This window comes from Kibdelosporangium philippinense (assembly GCF_021390435.2).
Taxonomy (GTDB): Bacteria; Actinomycetota; Actinomycetes; order Mycobacteriales; family Pseudonocardiaceae; genus Kibdelosporangium; species Kibdelosporangium philippinense.
Genome location: NZ_JAJVCN010000003.1, coordinates 264,698 through 280,080, shown reverse-complemented (window position 1 = coordinate 280,080; position 15,383 = coordinate 264,698). Strand labels below are relative to the sequence as shown.

General features: G+C 65.5%; 17 protein-coding genes and 1 pseudogene. 11 read left to right on the top strand and 7 right to left on the bottom strand.

Annotated features, from left to right (window positions below):
- Positions 1-47 precede the first annotated feature (47 nt).
- The 3 genes from LWC34_RS33165 to LWC34_RS33155 all read right to left on the bottom strand — a co-directional run bounded on the left by LWC34_RS33165 (position 48) and on the right by LWC34_RS33155 (position 2,795).
- Complete coding sequence (locus LWC34_RS33165; protein ID WP_372496676.1) at positions 48-1,541, bottom strand: DEAD/DEAH box helicase; 1,494 nt, start codon at positions 1,539-1,541, stop codon at positions 48-50.
- A 151-nt stretch (positions 1,542-1,692) separates the two neighbouring features.
- Complete coding sequence (yaaA, locus tag LWC34_RS33160) at positions 1,693-2,430, bottom strand: peroxide stress protein YaaA (protein WP_233729221.1); 738 nt, start codon at positions 2,428-2,430, stop codon at positions 1,693-1,695.
- 14 nt (positions 2,431-2,444) lie between these two features.
- The gene (locus tag LWC34_RS33155; protein ID WP_233729220.1) at positions 2,445-2,795 is read right to left on the bottom strand and encodes a VOC family protein; all 351 of its coding nucleotides are present in this window, start codon (positions 2,793-2,795) and stop codon (positions 2,445-2,447) included.
- 221 nt (positions 2,796-3,016) lie between these two features.
- Here LWC34_RS33155 and mtnA point away from each other — a divergent pair, with 221 nt between their 5' ends.
- From mtnA to LWC34_RS33120, 7 genes and pseudogenes are all read left to right on the top strand, one after another.
- Positions 3,017-3,976 (top strand): S-methyl-5-thioribose-1-phosphate isomerase, encoded by a 960-nt coding sequence (gene mtnA / locus LWC34_RS33150; RefSeq protein WP_233729219.1) that lies wholly within the window; start codon positions 3,017-3,019, stop codon positions 3,974-3,976.
- Positions 3,957-5,018, top strand: coding sequence for a class II aldolase/adducin family protein (locus LWC34_RS33145; RefSeq protein WP_233729218.1), 1,062 nt, complete (start codon positions 3,957-3,959; stop codon positions 5,016-5,018). Before mtnA ends, LWC34_RS33145 begins: the two co-directional genes overlap by 20 nt.
- Before the next feature lie 15 nt (positions 5,019-5,033).
- Entirely contained in the window at positions 5,034-5,525 is a 492-nt protein-coding gene (locus LWC34_RS33140) for a winged helix-turn-helix domain-containing protein (protein WP_233723037.1), read from the top strand.
- Complete coding sequence (locus LWC34_RS33135) at positions 5,504-6,109, top strand: IS630 family transposase (RefSeq protein ID WP_233724349.1); 606 nt, start codon at positions 5,504-5,506, stop codon at positions 6,107-6,109. The genes LWC34_RS33140 and LWC34_RS33135 overlap by 22 nt, the downstream gene beginning before the upstream one ends.
- A gap of 15 nt (positions 6,110-6,124) precedes the next feature.
- Positions 6,125-6,211: pseudogene (locus tag LWC34_RS59415) on the top strand (hypothetical protein); the annotation flags it as partial.
- 141 nt (positions 6,212-6,352) lie between these two features.
- Positions 6,353-7,039, top strand: a complete 687-nt coding sequence (locus LWC34_RS33125; RefSeq protein WP_233729216.1) for an SDR family oxidoreductase — start codon at positions 6,353-6,355, stop codon at positions 7,037-7,039.
- Positions 7,040-7,106: 67 nt separating this feature from the next.
- Positions 7,107-8,855 carry a proline--tRNA ligase gene (locus LWC34_RS33120; RefSeq protein ID WP_233729215.1) on the top strand — a complete coding sequence of 583 codons (1,749 nt, stop codon included), beginning with the start codon at positions 7,107-7,109 and terminating at the stop codon, positions 8,853-8,855.
- A 56-nt stretch (positions 8,856-8,911) separates the two neighbouring features.
- Here LWC34_RS33120 and LWC34_RS33115 read toward each other — a convergent pair whose 3' ends face one another.
- Both LWC34_RS33115 and LWC34_RS33110 read right to left on the bottom strand, forming a co-directional pair.
- On the bottom strand, positions 8,912-9,745 hold the full coding sequence (locus LWC34_RS33115; protein WP_233729214.1) for a DUF8017 domain-containing protein: 834 nt from the start codon (positions 9,743-9,745) through the stop codon (positions 8,912-8,914).
- A 10-nt stretch (positions 9,746-9,755) separates the two neighbouring features.
- Complete coding sequence (locus tag LWC34_RS33110) at positions 9,756-10,469, bottom strand: HAD family hydrolase (protein WP_233729213.1); 714 nt, start codon at positions 10,467-10,469, stop codon at positions 9,756-9,758.
- A 130-nt stretch (positions 10,470-10,599) separates the two neighbouring features.
- On the opposite strand from LWC34_RS33110, the gene LWC34_RS33105 reads away from it, so the two are divergent.
- From LWC34_RS33105 to LWC34_RS33095, 3 genes are read left to right on the top strand one after another with little or no spacing between them, the layout of a single operon-like run.
- Entirely contained in the window at positions 10,600-12,084 is a 1,485-nt protein-coding gene (locus LWC34_RS33105; RefSeq protein WP_233729212.1) for a hypothetical protein, read from the top strand.
- Positions 12,085-12,089: 5 nt separating this feature from the next.
- A complete protein-coding gene (locus LWC34_RS33100; protein ID WP_233729211.1) occupies positions 12,090-12,917 on the top strand; it encodes a hypothetical protein in 828 nt (275 codons plus the stop codon).
- Positions 12,914-13,219, top strand: a complete 306-nt coding sequence (locus tag LWC34_RS33095) for a transcriptional regulator (protein WP_233729210.1) — start codon at positions 12,914-12,916, stop codon at positions 13,217-13,219. Before LWC34_RS33100 ends, LWC34_RS33095 begins: the two co-directional genes overlap by 4 nt.
- Here the strand turns inward: LWC34_RS33095 and LWC34_RS33090 are convergent.
- Positions 13,216-13,911 (bottom strand): DUF8017 domain-containing protein, encoded by a 696-nt coding sequence (locus LWC34_RS33090; protein WP_233729209.1) that lies wholly within the window; start codon positions 13,909-13,911, stop codon positions 13,216-13,218. The genes LWC34_RS33095 and LWC34_RS33090 overlap by 4 nt on opposite strands.
- Before the next feature lie 125 nt (positions 13,912-14,036).
- On the opposite strand from LWC34_RS33090, the gene LWC34_RS33085 reads away from it, so the two are divergent.
- Complete coding sequence (locus LWC34_RS33085; RefSeq protein ID WP_233729208.1) at positions 14,037-15,008, top strand: YhgE/Pip domain-containing protein; 972 nt, start codon at positions 14,037-14,039, stop codon at positions 15,006-15,008.
- Here the strand turns inward: LWC34_RS33085 and LWC34_RS33080 are convergent.
- Complete coding sequence (locus LWC34_RS33080; RefSeq protein WP_233730919.1) at positions 14,946-15,356, bottom strand: secondary thiamine-phosphate synthase enzyme YjbQ; 411 nt, start codon at positions 15,354-15,356, stop codon at positions 14,946-14,948. The two genes, LWC34_RS33085 and LWC34_RS33080, sit on opposite strands and share 63 nt — an antisense overlap.
- Positions 15,357-15,383 lie beyond the last annotated feature (27 nt).

Genomic DNA, 15,383 nt, shown 5'->3' with positions numbered 1-15,383 from the left:
AAAAATGCCCTCGGCCGAGGCCGAGGGCACCTTTTGGTGATGCTGTCTTATTCCGCGGAGACCTTGCGGCCGGAGCTGCGGCCGCCGTCACGCTTGCCGCGGAAGGGGCGGGAGCCGCCTTGGCTGTGGCCTGCGCCGTCACGCTTGCGCTCGCCGGAGAACTTCCGCTCTCCGCCGAACTTGCGCTCACCTGAGCCGCCGAACTTGCGGTCGCCGTTGAACTTTCGGTGACCACCGCCTCCGTTGCCCTTGAAGCCGCCGGTACGGGGGCCCTTCGGGCGGCGGGGTTCGATCACGCGCTCGGGGACCGGCTCGCCGCTGGGCACGCGGGCGCCGGTGATGCGGATCAGCTCTGTGTCGCCGGGGCGGACCTTGATGTTCTTGGCGCGTACGCCTGCACGCTCCGTCATCCGGCGGACACTGTGGCGCTGGTCGTGGGTGATCAGGGTGACCACGGTGCCGGACTGGCCCGCACGCGCCGTACGACCTGCGCGGTGGAGGTAGTCCTTCGGGTCGGCCGGTGGGTCGACGTGCACGACCAGGCTGACGTCGTCGACGTGGATGCCGCGGGCGGCGACGTCGGTCGCGATCAGGACTGGGGTGTGGCCGTCCTTGAACTCGCCGAGCACGCGGGTGCGGGCACCCTGGGCTTTGCCTCCGTGCAGCGCGCCCGCGTTGATGCCGATCGAGCGCAGACGGGTGGCGAGCCGGTCGACGTGGTGCTTGGTGCGCACGAACATGATCGTGCGGCCTTCGCGGGCAGCCACCTCGGCGACCACGTTCGGCTTGTCCTCGCGGGAAACCAGCAGGACGTGGTGGTCCATTGTGGTCACGCTCGCCGTCGCAGGCGCGACCGAATGGGTGACCGGGTTCTTCATGTACTGCTTGATGAGCTGGTCGACGTCGCCGTCAAGCGTGGCGGAGAACAGCAGCCGCTGGCCGGTCGGGTCGGTCTGGTCCATGATCTCGCGGACCTGCGGCAGGAAACCCATGTCCGCCATCTGGTCGGCTTCGTCGATCGCCGTGTACCGGATGTCGTGCAGGGTGACTGTGCCCTGGCGCACGTGGTCGGACAACCGGCCAGGCGTGGCGATCAGCAAGTCGACACCGCGGCGCAGCGCCTCGGCCTGCTTGACGAAGGACATTCCACCGACCGCGGCACGGCACCACAGGCCGAGCGCGCGGGCAAGTGGCGAAAGCGCGTCACTGACCTGAAGGGCCAGTTCTCGCGTCGGGACAAGGATGAGCGCGCGCGGCCGCTTCGGCTTGGCGCGGCCACCGTCGAGTTGCGTCAGCAGCGCGAGGCCGAAGGCAAGAGTCTTGCCGGAACCGGTCTGTGCGCGGCCGAGCACGTCTTTGCCCGCGAGTGCGTCTGGCAGGGTCGCGGCCTGGATCGGGAAGGGCTCGGAGATGCCGGCCTCGGACAGGGCGGCAAGCAACGGCTGGAGCAGGCCCAGCTGGTCGAACTTCGGTGACACGAAGACCTCTCGGGAGTTGGCACGTCCCGAGCAGGTGTTTCCAGCCGGACGAGCCCGGCGCACGGATGCGCCGAATGGATTGGGGGAGCTGTGCGGCTGTCTGCCGCGGTAGTACTGATCAGCTTACCTGAAGCACAACCACGGCCTCGAACCGATTAGTCCCGCTGTGACGTAGCGAACTTTACGCGTCCACTTTATTCCGTTGCCGATTGCGTCAGATCACGAGCTCCAGCGCGGTCGGCCCGGTCTGCTCCAAGCGCAGATCCGCTTTGGCCGCAACGGCAATCACCTTGCCCACGGAGTCCGGTTCCGACGTCGTCGTTGCCAGGGCGCGCGCCAGTTTGCCCTTGTGCGCCTTGTTGAAGTGGGTCACCGCCAAGCGTCGTCCGCCCTTTTCCTCACTGACCACTTTGACCGTGATGGCGCCAGGGATCTTGGCCAGCCCGGCATACGGCCCTGAACGCATGTCAACGACAAGGCCGTCCAATCCGGCAAGAACTGGCTCCAATGCCGGACGCCACAGCGCGCCGAGCGAACCGACGCCAGGAACCGAACTGGACGCCGAAAGCCGGTATGCGGGCACATGATCATCCGCACGTACCAAACCGAACAAAGCCGACGCGACAGCGAGCCTTTCGGACGCACGGCCACGCTCCGCCGGTTTCATGCCAGCGACATCCAATGCGTCGTAGAGCACGCCTGTATAGCGCGACAACGACGGCATTGTCGGCGAAGAATGTAACGCCGCGTTGCGTGCGACTTCGCCAGACTGGCGTTCCGACAAGCCAAGTGCGGCCAGGCTGGCGGGGACATCCTGCGCGAGGTCGACAAGAGCGGCCAACAACTTCGCCCTGACCGGCTCAAGTTCGGGAAACGACAGCCTGGTCAGGTCGAGTGAGGGGCCGCTACCGCCCTCTGCCTTGGTCTCCGACGGCGGAAGCAGCACGAGCACGCCGGGAAGTTTACTTAGTGCTCCTCTCCAGCTACGCAGAAGACGTTGCCTGCCGGGTCGGCCAGGACAGTCCATGACAGTCCGGGCACTTTCTGCTCGTCGACGATGGTCGCCCCCAGGCCCGCTAAGCGGTCGACCTCGGCGAGGCGATCGTCGGTGTGCAGATCGATGTGCACCCGGTTCTTGCCGGTCCGTTCTTCGGGGACTTTCTGCAGGCCGAGCGCGACGCCTGAGGGATCCCACGGCGCCAGCATGACGAAGTGGCCTTCGTAGTCGCTGGTGACCTCGGTCCTGAGGGCGGCGGTCCAGAAAGTTGCCAGGTCACGGGGCTCGGCGCAGTCAATAGTGATCATCTTGAGGTGCATGAGGACGACGCTAGACCCACCCACCGACAGTTTTGGATCGTCCTCGCTCCGCTCGGACGGGCTTTGTCGCCAAAGCCGGTCATTTTCACCCCACCCCACGCAACCGACACCGCTCAGTGCCCGCTCTCCGCTGTGGTCGGGGCGGCGTCGGGCGTGTTGCGGTGCGTAAATGACCGGCGCGACAAAGCCGAACGTGTGGAGAAACTGGAAAGCTGGACCTCATGCGGACGATTGACTGGCGTGATGACCGAATTGTCCTGATTGATCAGACCTTGCTGCCCGGCACCTTGAAGATCATCGACATCGACACGGTCGACGAGCTCATCGATGCGATCAAACGCTTGGCCGTCAGAGGTGCTCCTGCCCTCGGTGTCGCGGGCGCCCTTGGCGTCGCGCTGGCCGCGAAAAACGGCAATGACGTGCCAATCCAAGCCGACAAGATCAGCAAGACCAGGCCGACGGCCGTGAATCTGTCCTGGGGAGTCGGCAAGGTCCTCGCCAAGCTTGACCAGGGCGTCGAAGCCATGGTCGACGAGGCCAAGCACATCCTCGAAGACGACATCCGCCGCAACGCCGACCTTGGCCGAAGAGGCGCGCAGTGGTTGATCGACCGCCTTGGACAACCCATCAACGTTCACACGCACTGCAACGCGGGAGCGCTCGCGTGCGTGGAGTGGGGGACCGCGTTGGGCGTTGTCAGAGCACTGCAAGAGCGTGACGCCATAGGCCACGTGTACCTCGACGAGACCCGTCCGCTCCTGCAAGGCGCGCGGTTGACGGCGTGGGAACTACAGCAGATGGGCATCGACCACACAATCGTTGTCGACTCCGCGGGTGCGACCGTGCTCGCCAGGGGGTTGGCTGACGCGGTGATCGTCGGCGCGGACCGGATCGCGGCCAATGGCGATGTCGTCAACAAGATCGGGACGTATCCGCTCGCTCTCGCCGCGCAGCGGGCTGGCATTCCTTTCCTTGTCGCCGCGCCGGAATCCACGATCGATCCGGACACGCCGGACGGTTCGGCCGTGGAGATCGAGATCCGGGATGCCGCCGAGATTCTCGGCGAACACACGCCGGATGGCAGTACCGCCCTCAACTACGCCTTCGACGTCACCCCGGCCGACCTGGTCACCGCGATCGTCACGGATGAACGGATCATCGATGGAAAACCGTTGGACTGAAACGTATCCCGACCCGCTCGACGACTGCGTCCAGGCATCACGGCTGCTGGGTGCCGAGCCGCACCTGGTGCTGCACGGCGGCGGCAACACGTCGGTCAAGGTGACCGTCCAGGACATCACCGGCGAGCAGGTGGAAGTCCTGTACGTCAAGGGAAGCGGCTGGGATCTGGCGACCATTGAACGGCCGGGTTTCGCGCCACTGCGCCTCGACCGGCTGCGGCAACTGGTGCAGCTCGAAGAACTCCCGGACAGCCGGATGATGAACGAGCTGCGCTGTGCCTTGCTTGACGCGAAAGCGCCGGACCCCAGCGTGGAAACGCTGATGCACGTCCTGTTGCCGCATACCTCGGTGCTGCACAGCCATTCCGACGCGGTGATCACGTTGACCAACCAACGCGAACCGCTGGTCAAAGCGGTCTACGGCGACAAAGTCGTGGTTGTGCCCTACGTGATGCCCGGGTTCAAACTCGCCCGCGTCGCCGCGGAGATCTTCCAGAACCAGCTGACGGACGGCATTGTCGGCGTTGTCCTGATGAACCACGGCCTGTTCACGTTCGGCGACACCGCCAAAGAGGCCTACGACCGGCATATCCAGCTCGTCACCGAGGCTGAGGCGTACATCGGCCAGCAGACGACCACAGCCGAGGCCAACCCGGCGGACCCGCTGACGATCGCCAGGATCCGCAAGGAGATCGGCCCGATGATCGTCAGCAGGCACCGCGATCCAGCCACGATGGCCTTCGTCAACCGGCATGACCTCGCCGACGTGGCCACACGAGGCCCGGCCACCCCTGACCACATCATTCGCACCAAACGGGTGCCGCTGATCGGCCGGGACATCGACGCCTTCCGCCGTGACTACCGGCAGTACTTCGCGGCCAACGCGACCGACGGCCTGGTGATGCTCGACCCTGAGCCGAGGGTGATCCTCGATCCGGAGCTGGGCATGCTCACGATCGGCAAACGCGCTACAGATCATGAAAGGCCAGGGTTGATCTTGTCCTTGGGCGGCGTGTCCTCCTCGATCCTGATCGATTCATGATCTACGCAGGGATGGATGAGGTACGCGGATGGAGGTGGCCTTTCCGAGCGGGGCAGGGCCACACGCGAAGCTGTCCGGTTGCAGGCGGCCCAATGGTTCGCCCAGGACGTGCCGGCCGCCGAGATCGCCCGCAGACTGCGGGTATCCACCAACGCGGTCTATACCTGGCGGCGTCGATGGCGTGCCGAGGGTGAGGCAGGGCTGGCGTCGAAGGGACCGGGCGGATCGTCCTGCCGGCTGGACCAGCCACGACTGGACAGGCTGGCCCAGGCTGTGGAACAAGGCCCAGCCGTGCATGGGTTCGGCGAGGATCAGCGCTGGACCCTGGCTCGGGTCGCCGATCTGATCGCCCGGCTGTTTCACACCCGCTACACGCTGCGCGGGGTGTCGTATCTGCTGCACCGCATGGGGTTCTCGCCACAAGTACCCGCCCACCGCGCGATCGAGCGCGACGAGCAGGCGATCGCCACCTGGCGGCGGGAGGTATGGCCGGCGGGAAAACGGTAGCGGCGCAGCAAGGTGCTTGGCTGTGTTTCGAGGACGAGGCCGGGCAAACGCTGCGCCCGCCGAAAGCCCGCACCTGGGGCCGCCGGGGCCAGACACCACAGATCCCGGTGTCGGGCAAGGGTTCGGGCCGGGTATCGGTCGCCGGGCTGGTATGCGTCCGGCCCGGGCACCGGCCCCGGTTGATCTACCGTGTCCGGACCCACCGCGGCCGCAAGGGGGAACGGCGCAGCTTCGCCGAAACCGACTACGCCGCCCTGCTGGACGCCGCACACCAGCAGCTCGGCGCCCCGATCGTGTTGATCTGGGACAACCTCAACACGCACACCAGTCACGCGATGCGCAAACTGGTCGCGGCCCGCGACTGGCTACACGTGATCCAACTCCCGCCCTACGCCCCGGACCTCAACCCGACCGAGCACGTGTGGTCCCACGTCAAACGCAACCTCGGAAACCTCATCGTGCACGGCATCGACCAGCTCACCGCCATCGTGAAGAACCGACTCAAACGCATCCAGTACCGACCCGGGCTGATCGACGCGTTCTTCGCCCACACCAGACTGAACCTCGAACCACAACCGCCGTAATCCTGGCCTTTCAAGATCTGTAAGGACGCGGACATCGCCAGGGACATCTACCGGCACACGATCCGGATCATCGAGGACGCTGAACGGATCGGCACGTACCAGGCACTGCCGGAGCGTGACCTGTTCGAGGTCGAGTACTGGGAGCTCGAACAGGCCAAACTCAAGCTCGCCGGCGCGCCAGCGGAGTTCACCGGCGAGGTCGCGCTGGTCACCGGCGCCGCGTCGGGCATCGGCAAAGCGTGCGTGCAGGCGCTCAAAGCCAAGGGCGCCAGCGTGATCGGACTGGATCTGACCGAAACCGACAGCGCGGCCGACTACCTTGGCCTGCGCGCGGATGTGACCGACCCCGAAGCGCTCAAGCAGGTGATTGCCCAGGGCGTCGAGCGGTTCGGCGGGATCGACATGGTGATCCCGTCGGCCGGTGTCTTCACTGGCAATACGCCGATCGCCGAGCTTGATCAGCGGACCTGGCGGCGGACGATGGCCGTGAACACCGACGCGATCGCCGAGCTGTTCACCCAGGTGCACCCGTTCTTGAAACTGGCGCCCAACGGCGGCCGGGTTGTCGTGATCGCCTCCAAGAACGTGCCTGCCCCTGGACCGGGCGCGGCCGCGTATTCGGCCTCGAAAGCCGCCGTGACCCAACTTGCCCGGGTCGCCGCGCTGGAATGGGCGGCGGACGGCATTCGCGTGAACACGGTCCATCCGGACGCTGTTTTCGACACCGGCCTGTGGACCAAGGACCTGCTCGAACAGCGGGCCGCGCACTACGGCGTGCCGATCGATGAATACAAGCGGCGCAACCTGCTGAAAGCCGAGGTGACCAGCGCCGGAGTCGGCAGATTGGTCGCGGAGATGTGCTCGGCGACCTTCGGCTGCACGACCGGCGCGCAGATCCCGGTCGACGGCGGTAACGAGCGGGTCATATAACCGGTTGGAAGTGGGCCTGCGGCGTTCACTACTCTCGTTGGCACTATCGCCACGAGGAGTGAACGCCGTGATCACCAGGATGTCGTCGCTGTTCCTGCGCACCTTGCGTGAGGATCCGGCGGACGCCGAGGTACCTAGCCACAAGCTGCTGGTACGCGCCGGCTACGTCCGCCGGGTGGCCCCGGGCGGTTACTCCTGGCTGCCGCTGGGCATGCGCGTGTTCCGCAACGTCGAGAACATCGTGCGTGAAGAGATGGACGCGATGGGCGCACAGGAGATCCAGTTCCCCGCCCTGCTGCCCCGCGAGCCCTACGAGGCGACCAACCGGTGGACCGAGTACGGCCCCAACCTGTTCCGCCTGAAGGACCGTAAGGGCGCGGACTACCTGCTCGGCCCGACACACGAGGAGCTCTTCGCGCTGACCGTGAAGGGCGAGTACAGCTCGTACAAGGACTACCCGGTCATCCTGTACCAAATCCAGACCAAGTACCGCGACGAGGCACGTCCCCGCGCGGGCATCCTGCGCGGCCGCGAGTTCGTGATGAAGGACTCCTACTCCTTCGACCTGGACGACGAAGGCCTGGCGCGCTCGTACCAGCTGCACCGCGACGCCTACATCAAGACGTTCGACCGGCTCGGCATGGAGTACGTGATCGTCAAGGCGACGTCCGGCGCGATGGGCGGCTCGGCGTCGGAGGAGTTCCTCGCGGTGGCCGCGTCCGGTGAGGACACGTACGTCCGCAGCACCGCATCGGACTACGCCGCGAACGTCGAGGCCGTCGTGACCCCCGCGCCCGCCGAGCAGTCCATTGAGGACAAGCCGGACGCGCAGGTGCACCACACGCCCAACACGCCGACCATCGAGACGCTCGTCGACTTCCTGAATGGCGCTGGCCTCGGCCGCGAGTTCACGGCCGCCGACACGTTGAAGAACGTCCTGGTGAAGACGCGGCAGCCGGGTTCGACGGACTGGACCCTGCTTGGTGTCGGTGTTCCGGGCGACCGTGAGGTCGACATGAAGCGGCTCGAGGCCTCGCTGGAGCCTGCCGAGGTCGCGCTGTTGGAGGAGAAGGACTTCGCCGCGAACTCCTTCCTGGTCAAGGGATACATCGGCCCTGGGGCTCTGGCCGCGAACGGGGTTCGTTACCTGGTTGATCCTCGGGTTGTCCGTGGGACCGCGTGGGTGACGGGTGCGGACAAGGCTGACCACCACGTCGTGGATTTGGTGTGCGGCAGGGACTTCACGCCGGATGGCACGATTGAGGCTGCCGAGGTTCGCGAGGGCGACCCCGCGCCCGATGGCGAAGGCACGTTGGTGGCCGCGCGGGGTATCGAGATCGGGCACATCTTCCAGCTGGGCCGCAAGTACGCGGACGCTTTCCAGTTGGATGCGCTTGGGCCGGACTCGAAGCCGATCCGGATCACCATGGGCTCGTATGGGATTGGCGTCTCGCGTGCGGTGGCCGTGATCGCTGAGCAGTACCACGACGAGAAGGGGCTGATCTGGCCCCGGAATGTCAGCCCGTTCGACCTGCACGTCGTTATGGCGGGTAAGGACGACAGCATTCGGGAATATGCCGAGAAGCTCGCTGGGGAGTTGGATTCCGCTGGCGTTACTGTGCTTCTGGACGACCGCAAGGCTTCGCCTGGGGTCAAGTTCGCCGACGCCGAGTTGATTGGCGTGCCGACGATCGTGGTTATCGGTCGCGGTCTCGCCAACGGGGTTGTCGAGGTGAAGGACCGAGCTAGCGGTGGGCGCGTCGAGGTACCGGTCGGCGAGATCGTGGAGCACCTGACGGCGCTCGTCCGCAGCTAGAAGCTCGTGAGTGGTTAGCCGTGTTAGAACACGGCTAACCACTCACGAGGGTCTTTTTAGTTGGCGGGGTGGAGGCTGGTTACGATTTTGAGCAGGTCGCCTTCCGGGGTTGCGTTGGCCACTCCTTGATCCGCGAATGCCGCGATGACCACGCTTGTCTTGTCCGTTGGCTTCGACTCAAGCACTACGACACTCACGGTCGCCGCGTTGGGTGAGCACTTGTCCTCTGCGCCCGGAGTGATCGTCATCTTGGCGGTGACGGCTTGGGCCTTTTTGTCTTTGTCCACCACGACTGGCTGCGCTTGACCCATTGTGACCTTGGGTTTTTCGCCTGACTTGGTCGCGTACGCCCCGTCGGAGATTCGTTGCGCCGCAGCCACTGCCTGTGCCGCGTTGTCTCCTTCGTTCTTCACGGTCAACAGGCCTGCGATCGACCGGAAGGTGTTTGGTGCTCCGGGGCAGATGCCTCGCATGTAGATCGCTGGGGTGTACAGCGTGAACCTGGTGTCCCCCGAGCCGAAGGAGGCTGTCGAGGTGAGGGGTTCCCACACTGGCGGGACGTCGTAGGCCTTGGTGGTGACCAGTTCTCTGCCGTCGTTGACCGCTATCACCTTCCAGCCTTCGACTTTCGGGGCTCCCGTCGCTTTGGGCTGCAGTGGGTTGTTCGATGGCGCTGATCTGGTCGGGGAGGACGTGGACCGCGTCGGGTTGGCGATGGCGAGCGGCGAGCCCGTTACCGGGTTCGTCGGGTTGACGATCAGCAGCGTCATCACCAGACCGACCACCACGACAGCCGCTATCACCACCGACACGATCAGGCCGGTCGGCTTCTTGGGATGTGGCTCGTCGTAGTAGCCGAGTCCTTGATATCCCCCACCTGGAGCACTCACGGCACTGAGACTAGCGACCCTGCTGTAGCTGCCTGTCAAGAACTGCGGAAAGCACTTTCTCAGTGTCGGACAGGTCACGGAACACCGCGTGCGCGCCGGCCTCACGCAGAGACGTGAGGCTGTGTCTGCCTGTACCGACGCCGATTGCCACGGCTCCGTGGTGCAGTGCTGCTTGTACGTCGTGGGGTGTGTCGCCGATGACGACGACCGAGTCGGGTGCGAAGCCGCCGTGTTTCGCGGCGGCCAGTTCCATCGCCGCCGAGACCAGGTCGCTGCGTTCCGCTGACAGCGAGCCGTAGCCGCCGATTTCCAGGTCGATGTGTTCGAGCAGGCCGAATGGGTCCAGCTTGACGTGCGAGACCTCCGGCAGGTTTCCGGTCACCAGCGTCTGGACCACGTCCTCGCGGGCGGCCAGTTCCGCGATGACCTCGTAGACGCCCGGCAGTACGCGGCCGCGTTCGCGCAGCAGGTGGCGTTCGGATTCGGCGATCGCGATCAGCTGGGCGAAGATCGCCTGGATCTCGTCCTCTGTCGCCTGCGCGCCGTGCGCGGACAGCAGTTCATGGGTGATTGCCCGTTCGGTCCGGCCAGGGAACGCGGGCAGGTGCGAGAGGGTGAGGCCGAGTGCGCCTGCCAGCGCGGCGGAGTACCACTCCCGGCCGATGCCTTTCAGGTCAACCAGTGTCAGGTCGATGTCCCACAGTACGAGCGTTCGGTTACCCACCGATACATAGTGGCACGATCGGGCGACGTCGTCGGCATGTCGCATAACTTCCCGGTTACCGACAAGCGTTGACACCTCTCTAGTTTGCATTGCAAACTTAACCGCATCGCAAGCATATTGGGGGTCAAGAATGCGAAGAGCCCTGCTCGCTGCCGCCCTTCTGCTGCTGGGCAGTGCGACACCGGCGTTAGCCCAAGACACCGTCTTGCTGACGGTGCATCACATCGGGAGGGACGGCACGACCGCTCAACAACACGACACCTATGTGGTCAACAAGGAGACCTACGAAGTCAGCCCGGTCGTCGAGGGGTCGATCAAGCTGTTTCCGGGTCAGTACGCGCTGGTCAGCACGATCAACGGTGCAGCAAGCCGGGACCTGCTGACGTATCCGAACCTGGACATGACCAAGGACGTCCGTCTGGATCTCGACGCCCGCGTGGCGAAACCCGTGGTGGTCAAGGCTCCTGACCCGACGGCCAAGTTGGTGTTTGGTGACATCAGCGTTCCGTTCGGCGGCATGGACGTGGACAACCTGGACGGAGTGGCCATCGCGCACCTCGGTCCGCGGACCAAGGACGTCACCGCCTGGATCAACACGCAGTGGCAAGGCGCGGACTTCTACGCCCTGGCCTGGCATTTCAACGACGGCCTTCCCGACGGGTTCAGGCGCACGCCGAGCCACAGGGAACTGGCCAAGGTGCACGCGAAATTCGGCGCCACGCGGAAGGGCACCATGGGCTACCGCACGCTCATACCCGCGACAGGACCATCGGATCTCGACGATGACCGCGGATCCGCGATAGCCGTGGAAGTGCCGTTACCCAGCGAGCGAACTGAGTACTACAACACGGACACGTACTGGATTCCTGAGCTGCGCCAAGTCGAGGCCGCCGAGGAACCGCCGCCACCGTGGGAAACCGACCACTCAGTGATCGCCAGGCCGCAGCGCTACCCGGCCGGGACGTACGAGCGGCCCTTCAACTACGCCATCGTGGGTCCGGCGGTGCCGAACGCGGGCTTGCCTTCCCCAAGCGTCGTACGGAGTCCTGACCAGATCGCGGGCTATGCCCGGATGTACTCCGACGGCTTCGGCAACGCCGGTTGGTCCAAAGAGGACAAAGGAAGTACGGTCCTCTACCGGGACGGCGTCAAGGTCGGCGAGAACAACATTGGCAGTGGCGGCTTTTTCGATGTCCCGCCGCAGGACAGCGAGTACCGCCTCGAGCTGACATCGAACCGCGCCTCCATGGCCACGCTCAGCACGCAGGTGAGCATCGCGTGGACGTTCCGGTCAAGCGCGGCGCAGACCGGGCTGCTTCCGTTGTCGACCATGAGGTTCGTGCCCAAGCTCGACGGCAACGACGGCAAGCCCGCGATCGTCCCGGTGTTCCTGCGCGCGCAGCACACCGAGATCGATCGGCTGGCGAAACACCTCACGATGGACGTCTCCTTCGACCAGGGCGCGACGTGGAAACCCGCGAAGGTCGTCGGCAACGCGGGCGCGATCATCGAGTACCCGCCCGGCGCGAGCACGGTCTCCTTGCGAGCCAAGGCAACCGACTGGAATTCCAGTACGGTCGAGCAGACCATCATCAACGCCTATCGGGCAGGATAGGGCGCATGAGCGACAGCGCGGCCGAACTGCTCGGCGATCTGGGTCAGTTGCGCAGGAAGGTCCGCAGGGACCGGCGCGGCTACTGGTTCCCGCTGATGTTGTTCGCCGTGCTGATCCTGCTCACCCCGCTGTGCTACTGGGCCTTGTCGGCTCGATATGACGGGATCCCATTGGTGGCCACCGGGTCGTCGACGATCTGGAGCGATGGCGACTCGGTGGTCATGTGGTACTGGACGATCGGGCTGATCCTGTGCATCGAGGCGTCCGCGTGGTGGTACCGCAGGCGCGGTGTGATGGTCGGGGTCGAAGGAAGAATGGGCGGTTATCGCCTTGTCGCCGCCGCTGTGCCGCTCGCGCTGCTGTTCGGTGGCCGGTTTCTCGAACTGACCGCATGGACCCACTGGGACATCTCGCTCTCCGCGAGGCCGGACATTCTCGAGCCCATCATGATCGGCTCGGCGATCGTGGCAGGCGCCGCCGCCTTGGTCGGCGTCCGGTGGAAGCGGCTGTGGATGGCCGGAATGATCGTTGCGGCGGTGTTCGCGATGCTGGCGTTGTCGGCCATCGCGGTCGTCCTGCTGCGCGGGCTGGTCCCGCTGCTGATCATCGCTGGCGCGTTGGCCGTGCTGGCTTGGCTGGAGCGCAGTCCACTGCTCGCCGTAATCGCCGTGCTGTTCGGCGCGGCGATCACGCACGCGAACACGGTCGGCCTCGGGAGGCTGTTCGGCCTCGACAACGAGTGGCAGCTGTTGCTCGACGCGGCGCCACCTGCGGCGGTGCTTATGATCGGCGGCGTGATTGCGCTTGTCCGGTCAAGGCGTGCCGCGGAATGACCGAGCACCCGACAAACGACCTCAACGATGTTGTCCACCAACGGCATCGGCTCGGCATCCTGACGATCGCGGCCGAGTCCAAACGGGTCGAGTTCGGGTATCTCAAAGAGGCGCTTGAGCTCACCGGCGGCAACCTCTCCCGGCACATCACCGTGTTGAACACCGCAGGCCTGCTCGACATCGAGAAGGGGTACGAGGGCAGGCGCCCACGGACCTGGGTGAGCATCACCGACGCGGGCAAGCGGGCGCTGGCCGCTGAGATGGCCGCGCTTCGCGCCCTCGTGGCCAGGCACGATTCCTAGGGCACGAGCCGCAGGCTGTTGATGATCGCGTCAAGGCGCGCGGTGTCGGCGAGGGGAGTGGGCTGCTCGGGACCAGCCACGCTGTCCGCGGCAAGCACGATCACGGAATTGCCTGCCTGCGTGGACACCGCGACGACGGTGACCGTGCCCTTGCTGCCGGTGCACTGATCAGTCGACTCGGGCAACGTGGCCTCGGCACGGACCATCGCGCCTTGGACGCCGTCGATCGAAAGTGGTTGTGGCCGACCGATGTTGACGGCCGCGGTCCGGTGCCCGTCGCTGTACTGATCGGCCGCGACAGCCGCGGCCAGCTCGGCGGCGGCCTTGCTCGGCCTGCGGTCGGGCTGTGCGAGGCCGCTGGCGGCGAACGCACGGCCGTATTCCGCGCCTTGGCACGTGTAGCGGCCCCAGTCGACGAGGTTGCCGAGTTTGACGCCGTTGGATGTGGTGAGCGACTCCTCGGCGTCCGCGAGTTCCCAGTCCGGCGGGACGTCGTAGCTCACCTTCGCGGTGGCGTCGGTCACTGTTTGCCAGGTGTCGTGCGGCGCCGCGGCCGCTGGCTCGTCGAAGTACTCGGCCGGACGTTCCTCGGTACGGCTGAGCAGGCCCGCGGCCGCGATTCCGCTGGCGACGAGCAGGCCCGCGACGACGCTGAGGGTCACCAGGAGCCGTGTCGACCGTCGCAAAACCACACCTGAACGGTAGCTCGTCGTGATCGGTGACGCTTAACAGGCCTTATTTCAACAACAGCTGATTTATCGAGTCATGGAGGCGTACGCTCACGCTTAATTCAACACATGATGAGAAAGGCGTGGCGATGACCGTGAAAGCACTGGCCGCGAGCCTGATCGGCGCATTGGTTGCGGCCGTACTCGGACTGCTGACCTTCGGTGCGCAGGCAACCGTGAACCCCGACCACGTGCCCTTGGCTGTGGCCGGACCGCCTCAAGTCGCCGAGCAGTTAGCCAGACAAGGCGGCGAACACGTCGCGTGGCGGGCTGTGACGGCAGCGGAAGGACGTCAACTGCTTGAGGACAAAGAGGTCTACGGTGTTCTCGAACTCGGCAACCCGGTCACGGTCGTGCTGTCCGGCGCGATCAATCCCGGTGGAACGCAAGTCGCGCAACAGGTTCTGGCCGGTGCCGGGGCAGCGTTGAGTCAAGGGCAACCGCCACACATGATCATGTTGCATCCGGCGGGCACGGCTGGCCGGGTCGCACCGCTCGCGGGCAGCGCGCTGATCTGGATCGCCGGTCTGGTCGCGGGCCTGCTGTTCGTGTTCATGAAAAAGCGTGAGACGCCCGGCATCGGCACACGCATCACGCTTCCCTTGGCTGCCAGCGTGCTGTCGGTCGGCGTGGTCGCGCTTCTGCTGCTGTTGTGGGATTCCAGTCTGCCGCTTGGCTGGGACGTGCTCGGCTACATGCTGCTCGCCGCGCTCGCTTTCACCGGCGTGCAAGGTGCTTTGCTGCGCCTGATGGGAATCAGGGCCGCGGCCATCCTGGCACCGCTGTACCTGATCGCGCCCGCGGTCGCCGGTCAGGTGCCTGAACTGCTGCACCCGTTCTACCGTGACGTCCTGTGGTCTTGGACGCCCTTCAGGTTCTCGGCCGAAGGACTGCGGAGTCTGTTGCAGGGCACCGGTTCCGCGCCCGACGTGACCACCGGCCTGATCGTGCTCGGCTCGATGGCGGTCGTCGGGCTGCTCGTGATCCTCTGGCCCGGGTCAGCCCGCCAGGAAGCTGAGGCGAACAGTCCGAACGGGGTTGTCGCCGTTGGTGTCCACTAGGCACACCGACTGCCACGTGCCCAAGGCCATCCGGCCGTCGAGGACAGGCACGCTCGCGTACGGCGGCAGAAACGCCGGAAGTACGTGATCCCGGCCGTGTCCCGGCGATCCGTGCCGGTGCTGCCAGCGGTTGTCCTTGGGCAACAAGTCACCCAACGCCGTCAACAGGTCGTCGTCACTGCCCGCGCCGGTCTCGATCACCGCGAGACCGGCCGTCGCATGCGGCACCCACACGTGCAACAGCCCGTCCGAAGCGTCGGCATCGGACAGAAACCGGGCGCACAACTCGGTCAGATCGTGCACGACTTCGCGTGATCCGGTCCTGAGCTGAAATTCTTCGCTGTACATATCCGGGATCATGCCGGGTACCGTGCA

Coding starts and splice junctions, on each gene's coding strand:
- LWC34_RS33155 (WP_233729220.1), bottom strand. CDS start 2,795: ATGCACCTCAAGATGATCACTATTGACTGCGCCGAGCCCCGTGACCTG.
- mtnA (WP_233729219.1), top strand. CDS start 3,017: ATGCGGACGATTGACTGGCGTGATGACCGAATTGTCCTGATTGATCAG.
- LWC34_RS33145 (WP_233729218.1), top strand. CDS start 3,957: ATGGAAAACCGTTGGACTGAAACGTATCCCGACCCGCTCGACGACTGC.
- LWC34_RS33140 (WP_233723037.1), top strand. CDS start 5,034: ATGAGGTACGCGGATGGAGGTGGCCTTTCCGAGCGGGGCAGGGCCACA.
- LWC34_RS33135 (WP_233724349.1), top strand. CDS start 5,504: ATGGCCGGCGGGAAAACGGTAGCGGCGCAGCAAGGTGCTTGGCTGTGT.
- LWC34_RS33105 (WP_233729212.1), top strand. CDS start 10,600: ATGCGAAGAGCCCTGCTCGCTGCCGCCCTTCTGCTGCTGGGCAGTGCG.
- LWC34_RS33100 (WP_233729211.1), top strand. CDS start 12,090: ATGAGCGACAGCGCGGCCGAACTGCTCGGCGATCTGGGTCAGTTGCGC.
- LWC34_RS33095 (WP_233729210.1), top strand. CDS start 12,914: ATGACCGAGCACCCGACAAACGACCTCAACGATGTTGTCCACCAACGG.
- LWC34_RS33085 (WP_233729208.1), top strand. CDS start 14,037: ATGACCGTGAAAGCACTGGCCGCGAGCCTGATCGGCGCATTGGTTGCG.
- LWC34_RS33080 (WP_233730919.1), bottom strand. CDS start 15,356: ATGTACAGCGAAGAATTTCAGCTCAGGACCGGATCACGCGAAGTCGTG.